General features: G+C 70.3%; 16 protein-coding genes and 1 pseudogene. 7 read left to right on the plus strand and 10 right to left on the minus strand.

What is annotated here, in order from left to right:
• Window positions 1-73 precede the first annotated feature (73 nt).
• Window positions 74-238: a hypothetical protein gene (locus GA0070618_RS34120; protein ID WP_170107822.1), complete on the minus strand. Its 165-nt coding sequence runs from the start codon at window positions 236-238 to the stop codon at window positions 74-76.
• A gap of 195 nt (window positions 239-433) precedes the next feature.
• Here GA0070618_RS34120 and GA0070618_RS26890 point away from each other — a divergent pair, with 195 nt between their 5' ends.
• Complete coding sequence (locus GA0070618_RS26890) at window positions 434-1,558, plus strand: hypothetical protein (RefSeq protein ID WP_088984110.1); 1,125 nt, start codon at window positions 434-436, stop codon at window positions 1,556-1,558.
• Window positions 1,559-2,112: 554 nt separating this feature from the next.
• Here GA0070618_RS26890 and GA0070618_RS26895 read toward each other — a convergent pair.
• The 5 genes from GA0070618_RS26895 to GA0070618_RS26910 form a co-directional block, all read right to left on the minus strand.
• Window positions 2,113-3,363 carry a serine hydrolase domain-containing protein gene (locus tag GA0070618_RS26895; protein WP_088984111.1) on the minus strand — a complete coding sequence of 417 codons (1,251 nt, stop codon included), beginning with the start codon at window positions 3,361-3,363 and terminating at the stop codon, window positions 2,113-2,115.
• A 468-nt stretch (window positions 3,364-3,831) separates the two neighbouring features.
• Complete coding sequence (locus GA0070618_RS33725; RefSeq protein ID WP_157749022.1) at window positions 3,832-3,978, minus strand: hypothetical protein; 147 nt, start codon at window positions 3,976-3,978, stop codon at window positions 3,832-3,834.
• Window positions 3,979-4,461: 483 nt separating this feature from the next.
• A complete protein-coding gene (locus GA0070618_RS26900) occupies window positions 4,462-5,184 on the minus strand; it encodes a hypothetical protein (protein WP_088984112.1) in 723 nt (240 codons plus the stop codon).
• A complete protein-coding gene (locus GA0070618_RS26905; protein ID WP_088984113.1) occupies window positions 5,177-5,692 on the minus strand; it encodes a sigma-70 family RNA polymerase sigma factor in 516 nt (171 codons plus the stop codon). Before GA0070618_RS26905 ends, GA0070618_RS26900 begins: the two co-directional genes overlap by 8 nt.
• Before the next feature lie 273 nt (window positions 5,693-5,965).
• Window positions 5,966-6,589 (minus strand): hypothetical protein, encoded by a 624-nt coding sequence (locus GA0070618_RS26910; RefSeq protein WP_088984114.1) that lies wholly within the window; start codon window positions 6,587-6,589, stop codon window positions 5,966-5,968.
• 691 nt (window positions 6,590-7,280) lie between these two features.
• Here GA0070618_RS26910 and GA0070618_RS33730 point away from each other — a divergent pair.
• Window positions 7,281-7,436, plus strand: coding sequence for a hypothetical protein (locus GA0070618_RS33730; RefSeq protein WP_157749023.1), 156 nt, complete (start codon window positions 7,281-7,283; stop codon window positions 7,434-7,436).
• 382 nt (window positions 7,437-7,818) lie between these two features.
• Here GA0070618_RS33730 and GA0070618_RS26920 read toward each other — a convergent pair whose 3' ends face one another.
• Window positions 7,819-8,103: a hypothetical protein gene (locus tag GA0070618_RS26920; RefSeq protein ID WP_088984116.1), complete on the minus strand. Its 285-nt coding sequence runs from the start codon at window positions 8,101-8,103 to the stop codon at window positions 7,819-7,821.
• 401 nt (window positions 8,104-8,504) lie between these two features.
• Here GA0070618_RS26920 and GA0070618_RS26925 point away from each other — a divergent pair, with 401 nt between their 5' ends.
• The gene (locus GA0070618_RS26925) at window positions 8,505-8,783 is read left to right on the plus strand and encodes a nucleoside/nucleotide kinase family protein (protein ID WP_088984117.1); all 279 of its coding nucleotides are present in this window, start codon (window positions 8,505-8,507) and stop codon (window positions 8,781-8,783) included.
• A gap of 83 nt (window positions 8,784-8,866) precedes the next feature.
• Here GA0070618_RS26925 and GA0070618_RS34945 read toward each other — a convergent pair whose 3' ends face one another.
• Window positions 8,867-10,009, minus strand: coding sequence for a tetratricopeptide repeat protein (locus GA0070618_RS34945; RefSeq protein WP_231931471.1), 1,143 nt, complete (start codon window positions 10,007-10,009; stop codon window positions 8,867-8,869).
• A gap of 22 nt (window positions 10,010-10,031) precedes the next feature.
• Between GA0070618_RS34945 and GA0070618_RS34950 the strand changes: the two genes are divergently transcribed.
• Window positions 10,032-10,508 carry a hypothetical protein gene (locus GA0070618_RS34950; RefSeq protein ID WP_231931472.1) on the plus strand — a complete coding sequence of 159 codons (477 nt, stop codon included), beginning with the start codon at window positions 10,032-10,034 and terminating at the stop codon, window positions 10,506-10,508.
• A 618-nt stretch (window positions 10,509-11,126) separates the two neighbouring features.
• Here GA0070618_RS34950 and GA0070618_RS34955 read toward each other — a convergent pair.
• Both GA0070618_RS34955 and GA0070618_RS26935 read right to left on the minus strand, forming a co-directional pair.
• Window positions 11,127-11,816: pseudogene (locus GA0070618_RS34955) on the minus strand (AfsR/SARP family transcriptional regulator); the annotation flags it as partial.
• A gap of 138 nt (window positions 11,817-11,954) precedes the next feature.
• Window positions 11,955-12,563 carry a hypothetical protein gene (locus tag GA0070618_RS26935; protein WP_088984118.1) on the minus strand — a complete coding sequence of 203 codons (609 nt, stop codon included), beginning with the start codon at window positions 12,561-12,563 and terminating at the stop codon, window positions 11,955-11,957.
• Between the two features lie 354 nt (window positions 12,564-12,917).
• Here GA0070618_RS26935 and GA0070618_RS26940 point away from each other — a divergent pair, with 354 nt between their 5' ends.
• The 3 genes from GA0070618_RS26940 (at window position 12,918) to GA0070618_RS26950 (ending at window position 14,607) form a co-directional block, all read left to right on the plus strand.
• Window positions 12,918-13,217 (plus strand): helix-turn-helix domain-containing protein, encoded by a 300-nt coding sequence (locus GA0070618_RS26940; RefSeq protein ID WP_231931473.1) that lies wholly within the window; start codon window positions 12,918-12,920, stop codon window positions 13,215-13,217.
• Window positions 13,218-13,372: 155 nt separating this feature from the next.
• Window positions 13,373-14,203 (plus strand): IS5 family transposase, encoded by an 831-nt coding sequence (locus GA0070618_RS26945; RefSeq protein WP_088980358.1) that lies wholly within the window; start codon window positions 13,373-13,375, stop codon window positions 14,201-14,203.
• Window positions 14,200-14,607, plus strand: coding sequence for a hypothetical protein (locus GA0070618_RS26950; RefSeq protein WP_088980870.1), 408 nt, complete (start codon window positions 14,200-14,202; stop codon window positions 14,605-14,607). Before GA0070618_RS26945 ends, GA0070618_RS26950 begins: the two co-directional genes overlap by 4 nt.
• Window positions 14,608-14,647: the final 40 nt, after the last annotated feature.

Consider the following 14,647-nt stretch of genomic DNA (forward strand, 5'->3'; position numbering starts at 1 on the left):
TATCCAAATTGCCCGCTCGCGGCCTAGCAGAAGACCTCAGCTTTGGAGCAGCAACACAGAGAGTGCGCTTGATTCACGTCACCAGAAGGTAGAAGTCGATAATCTGGCGGAGACGGCAGCGGCCGTGTTCGACGCGCAGCTGGCGGCGATCGAACCCGGAATTGACGCCCGCGCGAAAGCCCTGCCCAGGTGCGAGCTGCCGCAGCGACGGTCTGCCCGTCAGCGTCCCACCGGTCACCGGACGGCACGTCCTGGGTCCACAGCGCGGAGAAGGCAGCCCACCCGGCCGTGATCGTAGGAGCCCCGACCGACAGTTCCGGCCGTGACGCCGTCGGCCGCAAGCGGACCTCGGCAGACGTCGTCGCACTGTGGACAGGAATGTCACCGTCGCTTGTTACCTTCGCACCTCCCCAACGCGGAAAGGGTTGCCGCAGTGGAACGCACCACGGCCTACACCGACTCCTGGTACCGACAGCCCGACCCGGTCGAGCGGGAGGATGGCCGCCGGCTGACGAACCAGCATTGGGTACGCGTGGCGGCGGTGTGGCTGCTGGCGACGTGGTCGCCGGAGCAGGCTGCCGGCTGGTCGTCAACGGTGGTGGCCGGGCGGACCAGGTCCCGCCGGGATCAACAGTGGCCGGAGCCGCCGCCGTTGACGGAGATCGCGGACGCCGCCGGCCTTCCGGAGGTCACCGGCGCGACGGTGTTGACCAGTCGGGTGTCGGTCGGGCCGGGACGGTCGTACGAGCCGGTGCGCACCGACGAGGAGGTGGCGACCGAACTCGTCAGCCTGATCTCGGCCGTGGTGGGGACACCCGACCGGCGCGCGGAGGTGCTGGTGCGGTTCCTCGCCGACGAGCTCGCCGGCCCGTACGCCGATCTGCTCCGGCTGACCACCGACAGCGAGCGGCCGGACGAGCCGGGCCGGCCGGAGCCGCTGCACCTGCTGCAACGCGACTTCGACGGCAGCACCCTGCGGGTCTCGTTGCATCCGGCTCCGGAGACTCGACAGCCGCCGGTCACCGACTCCGATGGCGCCGACGCCGCCCTACGGACCCGGCTGGCCTGCATCATGACGTTGCTGAGCGACCTGCTCTGGGTCAACAACAACAGCCCGGTCACCTTCCGGTTCCGGATCGGCCGGCTCGACCCCGGGGACGGCGCTCCGGTGGCCGCCGCAGCCCGCTGGTGGGTCGAGAACCGCGAGGACGCCGACGAACACGACGAGGAGGCGTTCCGGCCCGTACCGGCCGCCGACCTGCGTGCCGGTCTCCGCAATCTGGTACGCATGCACCTGAGCGAGCTGTTCGACGGGAGCTGGGACGGCATCGACGAGTTCCCGGAGCTTCCGGCCGACCACCTCGCGGCGTTCCTGGGCGACCACCTGATCGATCTCGTCCTGGCCCGGATGGGTGCCGACGTGCACATCGGATACGCCGGCCTGCTGCCGACGACCTGGCCACCCGACGACGAGGACTTCGAGGAGGAACCACAGACCACCGTGCTGCTGGTCGACCGGCACGAGGTCGCAGTCCTGGAGATCGACATGACCTGCTGAACCGGTCACGCGGGCGAGCCCGAGGACGGCCGGCGCGCCGAGCGGGGTGTGGTCCGGTGGCCCGGTCGGGCAGGGTGAGCTGATGGGGTTACGTTCGTTCTCGTGCACAGCCCGTCGGTCGGGCCGCTGACCCTGGACGTCGACCGCGCAGGCGCTCGAGGAATCGGGTGCGGTCGCCATCGTGCCGTCACTGCTGGACGTCGCCGACGCGGGGGGACGCGGCCGGCCCGTCGACCACGTACCAGGCCGGAATCTGCACCAGTTGGTCGATCCCCGGGCGGTGGCGGACCGCATCCTGGCGAGGACCGGCTACTGGCGATCCCCGACCCGCTGAGGCGTGACCCGATCCGACCAGCGCGATCGGGCTGGGCATCCGGCGGGCGGACGGTGTCGATCCGCCCCCGCTCGACGGCCCGTCCCCGACCGGCGCGATCGACGTCGATCGAACACGGCGCCCGAGCGGCGCGATCCGGCGTGGCGGGAACGCCACAGCCCGGCCGCGCGGCAGCCGCGACCGGAGTACGGTGTCCGGGCGCGGCTGCCGGGCGACAGCGTCAGCGCTGCGGAAGTGGCCTGACCAGGGTCGGTGCGCCCGGCGCCGGAACGACCGCCGGCACCCGGGCGGCGGTGGCGGTCCGCGCCGCGACGACGCTCTCACCGACCAGTGCCGTGTTCAGCAACCTGCCGACCGCCTCGCCGATCGGGTCCGGCGTGCCGGGCAGCGCGTAGTGCGTCACGTTCTGAGCGAGGCTCACCTGCCGCCGACCGTCCGGGGTGTGCAGCGAGATGGCGCTGTGCCCGAAGACCAGGCCGTCATGCCCCCAGACGTCGCCGGTGGGCCAGGTCATCCGGTAGAGGCCGAGCCCGTAGCCGGCGGCCTCCGGTTGGGCCGGGTCGAACGGCACGGTGGTCTTCATCGCGGCCAGTTGAGCCGGGCGGAGCAGCCGACCACCGAGCAGCGCCCGGAAGAAGGTGTTCAGGTCGGCCATGGTCGAGACGAGCGCCCCGGCCGTCCAGGCCCAGGACATGTTGCTGACGCTGAAATCGCGCAGCTCGCCCTCGTACCACGGGACGTAGCCCCTGCTGTGCGGGCCGGCGATCCGGGGACGCAGGCCGGGGAAGTACGTCTGCCGCAGCCCGAGCGGCCGGAGGATCCGCCGGTGCACCTCGTCGGTGGCGGACCGGCGGGTGACCCGCTCGATGATCAGCCCGGCCAGGATGTAGTTGGTGTTCGAGTAGGAGAAGGCTGCGCCTGGTGCCCCGGTCGGCGGCTGACCGAGGCCGGCCCGGACGAGCTGGCGCGGCGTGAACGTGGTGGAGCGGTGCCGCTCGATGTCCTCGGGGGTGGCGAAGATGACGTGGTCGTAGTCGCTGATTCCGCTCGTGTGGTTGAGCAGCATCCGGACGGTCACCCCGGCGACCGCGAACTCCGGAAGGTACCGGCCGATCGGGGCGTCCAGCGCGATCCGGCGCTCACCGACGAGTTGCAGCAGCGCGGCGGCCACGAAGGTCTTGGTGATGCTGCCGACCCGGTGCTGGAACCCGGGCAGCACCGGTCGACCGGTCGTCACGTCGGCCACTCCGCTGGCGTCCCGCCACCGGTCCCGTCCGTCCCGCGCCTCGGCGAACACGCCGGGCATGCCGGCCTCGGTGATCGCGCGCAGGTCAGCGGTGAGCGCCGCGTCCGGCAGCGACCCGGCGGGCGGACGGCCGGCCGCGAGTGCCGGGCCGGCACCGGCCAGCAGGGGCGTCGCGAGTGCCGTACCGGTGGTGGCCAGCAGGAAACTGCGGCGTGACAGGTGCATGTCGCCTCCCGTGTGACGTAACTGCTGCTCATGGTGCCCTGGGCCACCAACCGAAAACGTCGGTCTGCGGACCCATATCGGCCTCCCCACCGGGGATGACCCGAGCTCCGACCCAGTCGGGAGAATCCGTCCGACCAGCGACGTCATGCACCGACGCCGGTGTCCGAAACGGTGCCGGTTCGCCAAGTAGAGGATCAACTACATGGACGCCCGACGCGATAGCGGAGCATAGCTTTCGTCGTCGGTGCAGAAGCACACCCGGTAGGTGAGTTGCGGTCCCCGTCCGGCGGTGGCCGGCCGCAGCAGCCGCAGGCCGTGAGCCTTCGAGGATTGGGATCATCGCCCGGCGGAGACCGGACGCAGCGACGTAGTCGGTCCTCGCCCGATGCGGTGACGGGCACAGCCTGAGGAGCGATGACGGATATAGAATCTTGGCCTTTCGCCGCCGACGGTCGCCGATCCACAGTGTCAGGTGTGCAGGATTTCACGCTGCGGTTGGTGCCGGGCTCCGTGATCCCGCGACAGCACTGCGGGAAACAGTGCCGCGTTGCCCAGGAAGCTGCCGGAACTCTCGCCCGAGTCCCCGTAGTTGGCGACGACCACGCCCAGCGACATGGGTATCGGCAGGATCCGAGCCCAGCCAATGTTCGGGGCCGGTTGGCTGGTCAGCACACATTCGAGTCACCGGCCAGGTAGGTGCCCGGTGGGCTGCTCGCTGGCTGGACCATCGGCCCGGGAAGGCTGGGGGCGGGGCCGGCGGAGGTGACGTCCAGCCCGGGGTTGCCGTTACCGACCTGCCCGATCGGCTGGCCCCACCGACGGGCCGTCCGGCTATGTCACCGTGCTCAGCGTGAAGCGTTGACCGCCGAGTGCGAGGCAGTTGTCGTTGGCCCGCATGCCGGTGGTCGCGGTGTTGAGGACTGCCAGGATCTGCGGTTAGGGGGCACTGACGATGGTGGGTTACTCGGTGGCGGTGAGCGCGGGCAGGGTGGTGCGGATCGTCACCAGGTCTGCCAAACGCTGTCCGACAGGAGCCAACGCGGAACTCGGAGCCTGCCCCCCGAACGACGAGCAGGCTGCGGAGAGCCTCGGCCCTGGTTATTTGTCGAAGCGGATGGTCTGTAGCCCAGTGCGGCCGCTCTGTCCGGGTGGGACGAGAGCCTCGTCGACGGTGATGACGCCGTACGGACCCGCCAGGTTGAACTGGCCGGAGTCGCCGGCCGGCAGGACCTGCCAGGTCTGTGTCTCGTCGCCGTCCTGGCAGGTTTGCAGGGCCAGCGGCGGCTGCGGCGTGGCGGCCACGCAGAAGCCGGGCCGGGCCGATGGGGTGATCACTACCCGGTTCCGGGCGGTCACTGGCGCGGGCAGTAGGACCATCCTGGTGGAGGCGTCCTTGGCGGTGCCGGTGAAGTCGACGGTGTCGTTCGCGCCGATCTGCACCCAGTGGTCTACGCCGTCGTCGGCGATATCGATCAGCACGTCGGCCTCCAGGTCGATGCCAAGCTGCCGCAACTGGGTGACATCCGACTTCACCGTGCTGGTGCTGGTGCTGGTGCGGGACGAGGATGGGGACGGGGACGGGGACGGGGACGGGGACACCGAGGGGGCGGCGGGATTCGGCGCGGGTTCCGGCGCCCGTTTCAGGATCGCGCCAAGGCCGACCACGGCGATCAGGACGGCGGCGAAGGCTGCGCCGGCCGCCTGGTTGCGGCGGCGCTGGGCGGCGCGGCGGCGGATCTCCGCGGCGGGGGCCAGGTCGGCGAAACGCTGAAGGTGGTCGGCGTACGCGTCGAGGCCGTACTGGATGCGGTCGTCAGACATCACGGCGCCCCCGGCCCGTCTCGTAGGTTTCACTGTCGGTGAGGTAGGCGGCCATGGTCCGGCGTCCCCGGGCCAGCCAGGTTGTAACGGTGCCGGCCGGGACGCCGGTCTCGTGGTGGATCTCTGCGACGCTCAGACCGGCGATGTGGTGCAGGACTATCACGCGGCGCTGGTTGGCGGAGAGCTGGCGCAGCGCCGCGACGATCGCGACGTGGTCCGGGCTCAGCGCTTCGACGTGCTGTCCGGGGGTAGTGTCGCGGCGGTGGGCGGAGAGCCGGTTGACGGCCTTGCGCCAGGCGCTCACCGCGTGGCGGTAGGCGACCTGTCGGACCCAGGCCTCGGGGTTCTCGTACTTGCTGATTTTGTCCCATCGGTTCCAGGCCCTCAGGTACGCCTCAGCCACCGAGTCCTCGGCCTCGGCCCGGCTGCTCACCATCATGGCGACGTGCGCGAGCACGCGACGCGAGGTCGTTGCGTAGAAGGTGTCGAAGTCCTCGGCGTCGCGCATCTACAGGTGAGTTCCGTTCTCGGGCCGGGCAGACGGGTGGGGGATCAGCCGGCGAACGGATGCTCTGCGGGCCCGGTGCGGCCCTTGCCGTTGGTCCGGTACTGACAGTGGGCCCCACACGACCCCCCGCAGTCACCCGGAAGGGCGCTGCGGGGGGCCGGCATGCGCCAGCTACCCGCCTAGCGTGGTCGTGACCCCGGGCGCACCAGCCCCGACGTCACCTGCCAGCGGCATTCTCAACCACGTTGTTCGCGCTGCCGCGACCACACCCTGTCAGTCGAGGATCGGGGCGGGGCCGTTGTCGACGATTCTGAACGTGGACACCAGCGGGGCGTCGCCCAGCTCCTCCATGATCAGGCCGGACGTCGGGAAGTACTGCAGGTACGCCGAGTCATTGCTGATCGCGTACGTCGTCTTGCCGTCCTTCTCGCCGTACGCCCTGATCGTGAACCGCTGGGCGGCGACGCGCGTGTCACACGCCGCCTTGCGCACGGTCAGCGGCGCGCTGGTGTTCGGGTTGTGGACCTTCCAGCACGACGGCTCGCCGCCGGTCGCGGAGTCCGGCGTGGCGGTCCGGATGAGGTACTTGTCCCCGCCGAGCGGCGCCAGCACGAACAGCGACTTGCCCTCCACACCGTCCACTTCGCCGAGCCGGCCGTCGTCCATCAGCGAGAGCGCACCCTCGGACGCCTGAGCGCGGACGATGGCGACCTGACGTTTACCCTTGAAGATCGGGTCGGCTACCGGCGCGGCGGCGTTGACCGGCGCCTGGACCGCCGCCGGCTTCGCGCCCGCCTGCGGCGTAGTCGTGGCGCTGGCCTGCGACACGCCAAACGCCGCGATCATCGCGCCGGTAGACGCCACCAGCGTGGCACCGGCAATCAGCTTCCGGATCATCGGATGCTTCCTTTCCGTCGGAGTGCCAGGACGGGTTGACCCGGCTCGATCCGGCACCTAGCACCGGTTCGATACAACAGACACGTCCGTGACACGCGGCCGATTTCAGAGGTGCCGAGTTTTTTTGGCCGACACCGACGGCCGGCACCACCACCGACCTGGCCGTCGCCGCGCATCGGTTCGCGCGCCGCCGACTCCTCATCCTGGCGTCCCGCCGTGGTCCGGCTCGCCGGCGCCCATGGAGGGCCCTACCCCTGCCAGATCGGACCCGCCCTGGAGTGGCTGGGCCAAGCCCCGCTTCACCCGCGATGTCGTCGCACGGCTAATCGCCGACCTGAACGCGCAGTGGCACCGTGGTGGCACCCAACTCGACTCCATACCCGGACAGCTACTCGCCAGCGGCGAAGTGCTCCTGCTTCACGACGAGGGCGTCCGGGAGGTCATCGCACCGGACGACGACATGTTCGCCGTCGGCGCCGGCACGTGGATGTGGGAGGAGTGGCCGGATTAGCGCCCCCGGACCGGCGCACCTGCGCGGCCATCCACTCGGCAGCGCACCTGAGGTCACGGACGTAACAGTGGACAGATCGCCGACGCAGGTGAGGTGAGGACCAGGCAAGCTCTCTGGCCGGGCGGCACCACTCCCCCGATTCTCCCCCGGCCAGGAGAATCGTGGGCGTGCAGGGTCCTCGTGGCCACGATCACCACCATCCAGTGCGAGTGCTACGGCGCGAACGGCACCCAGACCGTCCCCGCCCCCAGCGGCGGCGAGATGGACGCCTGCCGGCGGTGCAGGCGGTACGAGTGGCGGCAACCCAGGATCGACGCCCTGGCCGCCCTCTCCTGACACCTCGGAGGTCGGGCAACCGGCCCCCATAGCACGCCGCCCGCTTGATCAGGCGGTTATCCAAAGGATGTCCCGCTGCCCACAGGCGGCCTGGATCCGCTGGACGGACCGCCCGGTACCCGGCACGCCGACCGGGTCGGCGCGGCCCCCTCCGAGCCGCCGGCCACACCCGAAGGCGATGGGGCGGCACCGGTCGGCAGGCCACCGACGTCCGGGCCCGGACACGCAGCACCGCATCGCCGCCGAGACGTTGCAGCCTTGACGGTCCAGCGGCTCGAAGAACCCCACCCGCAACTCCGATGACGACACGATCCCCGCAACCCCCTGAAACCCAGGGTGTTGCGGGGATCGCTAGAACCTGCGGCGGCGGGGCGCTGGGTTGTCAGCGGGTGCAGATGATCTGCGCCGTCACAGAGTAGAGGCCCGGCCACGGCTGCGTCGTGTAGCTTCCGCCAGGGCTGCACTGCGTGCTCGGCTCGAACCCGTCCGCGCTGGCGAGGGAACGCGCGTTTTCCTGGGCCTTGAACAGCGCGGTGAAGTAGTTGTTATTCATTCCGTTGCCGTAAAAGGTCTTGGTTTCGGCGGCGCCCGCCGGCCCGGAGAGCAGAACGGACGCGGACACCGCCCCGGCCAACGCCGTGGCGACGATCCGACGAAGTGCAGGCATGCGAACTCCAGTCTCTTCGATCCGAAGCCCGAGCTTGACAGATGAATCGACGAACATCAACTACTGCACGAAGCGGCCCCGCCCTCCCGCCAGGGGAGAGTGGGGGCCGCTGAGGCTGGCCGGTATCGGAAGCACCGCGCTGGTGATCCTACCGGCGGCCGGCCAGCAGCCGCGCCACGGTCGCCGGGGCGTACACCTTCCCCCGGCCGATCGCGGTCACGACCAGCGGCGCGGCCACCGCCCCGCTCCGGACGGCTACGCAGCAGGGACGACCTGCACGCGTTGGCGAAAGTACTACGCGCCTTCCCGCTGAGGCGGTCGGGTCCGTCACCGTCGCGCACCCGACGCGGGTTGCCGTCGACGGACCGCCCGCCGCCGGCAAGACCACCCTCGCCGACGCCGTGCTGGTCTTCGACGGCGTCTTCCTCATGCGTCCGGGACTGATCGACCGGTGGGACCTGCGCATCTTCGTGTCGACTACGCTCGAGAAGACCGTGGATCGTGCCCTGGTCCGGGAGCGCCGGGTGTCATCCCGGGCCTACGTCGAACGGCGCTGGCGCGAGCGCTACTTCCCCGCCCATCGGTTCTACTTCGCTACGATCCGCCCGACCGATCAGTTCGACATCGTCGTGCGCAACGACGAGCCCCACCAGCCGCTCGGGGAGACCCATACCCACTGACCGCACTCACACGGCGGATCCGGGTGCCGATCGCGCAGACGACGGTGATGCTGCGTCGGCGTCGCTGGCGACAACGCCATCGATTATCCGACAACGCGCCGGACGACGGGGACGCCGGACGGACCAGGGCGGTCCTCTGGCCCCGGCGGCCGACCGTCGGGGATCTCCGCCCCGGTCGTGCTGATCAGGTCAATGCCGTGCTGGGCTCGCAGGTGCTCGTCCCGGTCACCGGTCTCCGCCGCGATCCGCAGCGCGGCGGTGTACCGGGCGAGCGCGTCGCCCGGTCGGCCGACGGCCTGCATGACCTCACCGAGGGCGTTGAGGACGCTGGCCTCGCCGTACCGGTGCCCGGCGGCCCGGAACAGCGCCAACGCCTGCCCGAGATGCTCAACCGCCCGCCCGTACCAGGCCAGTCGGATCTCGACATCGCCCAGATTGGCCAGCGCGATCGCCTCCCCCACCGCGTCGCCGAGCGCGCCGAAGAGGGTGTACGCCTGCCGGTGGTACTCCGCAGCCGACTCGTGCCGGCCCAGGCTCTCCTCCACGCTGCCCAGATTGGTCAGCGCGCCGGCCTCGCCGTACCGGTCGCCGATGGCCCGGAACAGCACGAGCGCCTGCCGCTGCTGCTGTGCGGCCGACTCGTGGCGCCCCAACCGGTCATCAACGATGCCGAGGTTGGACAGCGTACGCGCGGTGCCGTACGAGTCGTCGGTCAGCTCGTGCAGCGCGAGGGCCTGACGCAGGTGGCCGGTGGCGCACTCGTACCCACCGAGCAACCGGTGCACCGCCCCCAGGTTCGTCAGCGCGTGGGCCCGCCCGGACAGGTCGTCGGCAGCGCGGGCGGCGTGCAGCGCGCGGGCATGGATGGTCAGCGCGTCCGAGTGGTGTCCGCTTTCGAGATAGCGGTACAGGGTCGCGGCCAGCCGCACGGTGTGCGCCGGCCGGCCGTGGTCGGCCGCGTAGCCGCTGATCGCAACGAGGGTGGGACGCTCGGCGTCCAGCCACGCGCGGGCCAGGGCCGGTTCGGCGAACACCGGCAGCGGCGTTCCGGCAGGGGCCGCGATCCGGGGGCGGTGGTGCCGCTCGGCGGGATACAGCACGTCCATCGCGGCGGCGGCGGTGGCCAGATAGTAGTCGAGCAGCCGGGACAGCGCCTCGGTCTGAGCCGCCTCGGGCTCCTCGGTCCGGGCCAGGTCGGCGGCGTAGACGCGCAGCAGTTCGTGCATCCCGTACCGGTCGCAGGCCGAAGTGCTGGACCAGGTGCGCGCGGGCGAGTTGGTCGAGCAGTTCGTCGGCACGGTCGAGCGGCGCGCCGGTGAGGGCGGCCACCGCGTATGTCTCGATCTCCGGACCGGGATGACGGCCGAGCAATCGGAAGGCGCGGGCGGTGTCGGCGGCCAGGTGCTGGTAGGACCAGGAGAAGACGGCGCGTACGGCGGCCCGGGGGTCGCCCCCGGCGTCCAGCAACCGCAGCCGCCGCCGCTGGTCGCCCAACTCGTCGACCAGGTCGGCCAACGCGATCAGGTTACGGCTGGCGGCCAGCGCCGCCGCCACCCGCAGCGCCAGCGGGAGCTGGGCGCACAGCCCGGCCAGCGCCACGGCCGCTGCGGGCTGGGCGTTCGCCCGGGTTCCGATCAGCTCGTGCAGCAGCGTTACCGCGTCGGGCAGCGGCAGCGCGTCCAGCACCAGCCGGCGGGCGCCGTGCAGAGCGACCAGCCCGGCTAGGCTGTCCCGGCTGGTCACCACGACCGCGCACGACGGTGTTCCGGGTAGCAGCGGACGGACCTGCTCGACCGAGGCCGCGTTGTCCAGGATGAGCAGCATCCGCCGGCCGCTGATCTCGGTGCGGTACCGGGCGGCACGCTCATCCAGGTCGAGCGGGACGGCCTCGCCGGTGACCCCGAGGGCGTTGAGGAACCGGGCGAGGACGTCGCCCGGGGCCACCGGGCGATCCGGGTCGTAACCACGCAGGTTGACGTAGAGCTGCCCGTCGGGGAAGAGCTGACGGTCCCGGTGCGACCAGTGCACCGCGAGCGCCGTCTTGCCGACCCCCGCCATACCGGAGATGACGCAGATCCGGGTCGGGGTCCGGGCGGCCGACTCGGCGAAGACGCGGTCGAGTTCGGCCAGCTCGGTGCCCCGGCCGACGAAGCCGGGTACGTCCGCCGGTAGCTGGCTGGGCACCGGCCGGGGAGGGTCGGCGGCCAGTACGGTGGCCGCTGGTGGCTCGCTTTCGACCACACCGCCGGGCGTGGGTGCGCCGGGCGTCGGCGGTTCGTCGTTCAGCAGGGCGCGGTGCGCCGCGGCGAGTTCGGTCCCGGGATCGACGCCGAGTTCATCGACCAGCCGCCGACGGATTGCGTGGTACGCGGCGAAGGCTCGCGCCTGCTGGCCCGCAGCCCGGTAGGCGCGGATCAGGCGAGCCTGCACCGCTTCGTCCAGCGGATGGTTCGCCGCCGCCTCCTCCAGCATGGGCAGTACGTCGATCGGTGTGCCGGCCGAGATCATCAAATCGGCGTACCGACGCAGCGCGGACCGCTGCTCCCCGAGCAGCCCGATCACCTTGGGATGGCTGGCCAGCGCCGGCACGTCGGTCAGCGGGGCGCCGCGCCACAGCTGGAGCGCCTGATGGAGCAGGCTCGACGCGGAATGCCCCGTACCGTCGTGGATCAGGTCGCCCGCAGCGGCGGTCAGCTCGCGGAACCGCTGTACGTCGACGTCGGCGACGCGTAGCGCGTACCCGTCGCCGACGGAAGGAAGCAGGTCGGAGCGGCTGTGTGGCGGCCGTCCGGGTTCCAGCAGCCGGCGTAGGTGCTTCACGTGGGTCTGGATGATGTTGATGGCGCTGGGCGGTGGCCGGTCCCGCCAGAGCGTCTGCACGATCTCGGCTCTCGGCAGCGGTTGCGCCCCGGCGAGGGCGAGCAGCCCGAGCACGGCCCGCCGGCCGGTGGGTCCGAGGTCGACTTCGGCGCCGTCACGCCATGCGCGTACGGCGCCGAGAACTTGGATCCGCACGGCGCCACCACCGGCCATGTCCGCCAATATTCCACACCGGCCACGAGCGCATCAAGGGCTACGATTACGCAACGGTGATGGCCCGATCACCGCCTGCAACGGTGACCGGGCTGCCCCACCGGCCGGGCCGGCGGGAGCGGCGCGTAGACGTGACCGTCAGGCGACGCCCCAGTTCCACGAGTAGTAGTAGTCGCCGTAGAAGGTGATGTCACTCCACGGGTACCAGTTGGCGTAGCAGCCGTACTTGACGACGCACTGCTCAAGGTGCCGCTGCATATGCGAGAAGGCCTGGTATGCCGGGACGGGGCTGGCGTGGCTTTCCAGGTTCCGGACGTAGATGGTCACGTCGGCGTAGTCCATCTGGTCGTACCGGCTCGTCCAGCTGGTGACGTTGGCGCCGTCCATGCAGGCCTCGGCGCGGTGCTTCCACTTGAACAGGTCGAAGCCGAGGATCGTTTCGACGGTGATGGTCACCGCGACCCAGCCGCACAGTCCGTTGGGCGAGACCGGACCGGCGGGTTTCAACCCGCTCCCGTCCTCGACCAGGTTGGGACTGAACGTCTTGGTGATGGTGGTACGGCTCGGGTCGGCGACCACCCGGGCGAGTTCGGGATAGCGCTTGATGAGCGCGATGTCGGCCGCCGAGTGCTTGTTGGCGGCGATCTTCGCGAGTGCTGCGGCGACTGCGGGATTGGCTTTGTCGGCGGGGCTGGCGGTGGCCGGGGCCCCCACGAACACCGTCAGCAGCGCCATCGCCACCGCCACGAGCGCAAATCTTGTTCGGTGCCTGGCAAACATCATCCGTGCCTCCTCTGGGTAAGCGTGAGGCGGACGTTAGGCACTGCGGCTGGATTGCAATTGAATTGGCGTTGGATTTCGCTTGGACCGGGCTGCCCGGCGGGCTTCTGGTCTGCCACAGCGGCTCTTCGCGGGCCCTGACAGACGCTTGTGGAAGCGGCCGGGCCGCCATCAGCGGGACGCTCCATCGCCTCATCCGAGGCGAAACCGCCACCCGTCAACGACGCCGCACCCTCGACACACCCGACTGACTCACACGTGAAACATCCTCTCGCTGTCAGCCGAGCTTCACCCAGGGCCGGTTCAGGTGGGCGGTGGCCAGTGTGGTCGGCTGGGTCCTGGCCTCTGGCACAGCGGTTCAAGGAGCTCATCGGAGTCACGCCGAAGCGGCTGGCCCGCACCTACCGCTTCGCCGCCACCGTGTTCGCGATCAACCCCGCCGGGCCGATCGACTGGGGCGACCTCGCCGGTGACGCAGGCTACTTCGACCAGGCCCACTTCGGTCACGAGTTCCGGGCGTTCACCGGGCTCACGCCGACCCGGTATGTCGAAGTCCGGCGGCGGTTCCTGCGCGAACATCCCGGCCACGTGCTGGACGGCTGGCCGCTGCCGGCCGATTGATTTCTTAGAGGCCGGTTCGAGGGCTTTTGATTTGATCTATGCTTTGCGTCCGGTTGAGGGTCCTTCAGCGGGTTCGCCACGGATAGCGGTCTCTCGATGTCGGGGAATGTGAATCCTGGTCGTGACCGTCGGGCGGTAGTGGCGTTAGGCCGTTCATGGGTGATCGGAAGCCGTACCCCAGCGATGTCACCGACGCGCAGTGGGCGTTGATCGGGCCGTTCCTGCGGGCGTGGAAGGCCAAGCGGGTCTCGGTGTCGGGGCATCAGGGTGACTACGACCTGCGGGAGATCGTGAACGCGATCCTCTACCAGAACCGGACCGGCTGTCAGTGGGCGTACCTGCCGCACGACCTGCCGCCGAAGTCCGCGACCTACTACTACTTCGCCCTGTGGCGGGACGACGGCACCGACCAGGCGATCCATGATCTGCTGCGCTGCCAGGCCAGGGAGAAGGCCGGCCGGACCGAGGATCCGACCGCGGTCGTGTTGGACAGCCAGTCGGTCCGGGCGGCGAACCATGTCCCGGCCGCCACGACCGGCAAGGACGCCGGCAAGAAGGTGTCCGGCCGCAAGCGCGCCCTGGCCGTGGACACCCTCGGTCTGGTCATCGCGGTCGTGGTGACCGCCGCCTCGGTCACCGACAACGCCATCGGCATCCGACTGCTCGACACAGTCGTCGAGCGCGCCCCGACGGTCACCCGGGCGTGGGTCGACGCCGGGTTCAAGCAGGACCTCGCGCTGCACGGCGCCGTCCTCGGGATCGACGTCGAGGTCGTCAAACGATCCGACACCCGACCCGGGTTCGTGCCAGTACGCAAGCGGTGGATCGTCGAGCAGACCTACGGCACGTTGATGCTGCACCGCCGGCTCGTGCGCGAGTACGAGAGCCGCCCAGAATCGGCCGTGTCACGAACGTTGTGGGCGTCGATGGTCACCATCGTGCGCCGGCTGACCGGCACCAGCACACCGTCCTGGCGACACCGGTGAACCTCGCCGTAATCCTCGACCTGATCACCGCACGCGAAGCCACCGCCGATCAGGCCGCCGACCGGCTACGCGAGCAGATCACCGCCCTCACCGCCGACCTCGCCCGCATCGAGGGCGAGCTGGCTGACCTGAAGGTCACCCGCACCACGCTGCGCATCCTCACCGCCGCCGAGTTCACCGCCGATGACCCGACGATAGCCAGCGCCCCCTACCAGCAGATCCTGACGGTCCTCGACACCACGACCACCGGCATGCGGGCCAAGGACATCTGCCTCGCCCTCGGCGTCGACCCCATCCCGAAACACGTCGAGAGCGCCCGCGCGAAGCTCAAACGCATGGTCAAGCATCACGTCCTGACCGAGAACCAACCCGGAGTGTTCACCCTCACCCCGAAACGGACCTAACCTAACGAACCGGCCTCTTACAAGAGCGACAGCTGACGAC

Origin of the sequence: Micromonospora echinospora, from assembly GCF_900091495.1 — a bacterium.
In the GTDB taxonomy this organism is placed as follows: domain Bacteria; phylum Actinomycetota; class Actinomycetes; order Mycobacteriales; family Micromonosporaceae; genus Micromonospora; species Micromonospora echinospora.